Source organism: Ottowia cancrivicina (assembly GCF_029813755.1).
In the GTDB taxonomy this organism is placed as follows: domain Bacteria; phylum Pseudomonadota; class Gammaproteobacteria; order Burkholderiales; family Burkholderiaceae_C; genus Ottowia; species Ottowia massiliensis.
Genome location: NZ_JARVII010000085.1, coordinates 1 through 714 on the forward strand (window position 1 = coordinate 1; position 714 = coordinate 714).

Genomic DNA, 714 nt, shown 5'->3' on the forward strand with positions numbered 1-714 from the left:
TAGGGCGTGCCTTGGCGGCCTTTCCAGACAATGGCGTCAAAACCGGATTCGTGATATTCTGAAGCGTACCTATTATCGATTACCTCAAAATTATCGGGAATGAATCTTGCCAATTGGGGCGTCATGCGCGTTGGGAGCGCCCCTTTTGCATCTCCCCCATTGATCTCGACTTATAGCACCTATTGGCAAATCTATATAGGAAGCATCTGCGAGTAACGCATTAATATAGGCTGATTGAATGTAACTCATTGCGAGTCTCCTTTCTCTAAAAGAGCTTCAATATTAGTGGCGTGCAAAATATTGGGCAACTCTTTAGGGTTGCAGTAGGAGCCGCCTGAATCGCCATTAAAAGATATTGTCCTTAACAAAATTCCACCTGCTCTGGAGCATCGGGTATAAGAAAGAATAATTTTTCCACTATCTGCATCCAGGTATTTGCCATCTGAGCAGGAAGTTTGAACTATGTACCCCCTAAGTCTGGTTCTTTTCATCTCGAATTTTGCACGCCGAACATTTATCCAATCAGGCTCAAGCTTTACCATCACTTTACGATGACATATATATTCAAACTGAATCGCCCCAATAATATGGTCAAAAAACAATATGCACAATATGCCAACAAAAACCCCTGCATGCAGAAGAAAAAATTTATTAGGAGATAGTGACCACCCGAAAATCTTGATCAACCGGTTACTGATGAATGCGGCAATCACG

Annotated in this window: 1 protein-coding gene; it reads right to left on the reverse strand. The window is 42.4% G+C overall.

The window, feature by feature from the left end:
* Positions 1–245: 245 nt before the first annotated feature.
* Positions 246–714 (reverse strand): hypothetical protein (locus tag QB898_RS13145; RefSeq protein WP_279525311.1); only part of this gene is annotated, 469 nt, incomplete at its 5' end.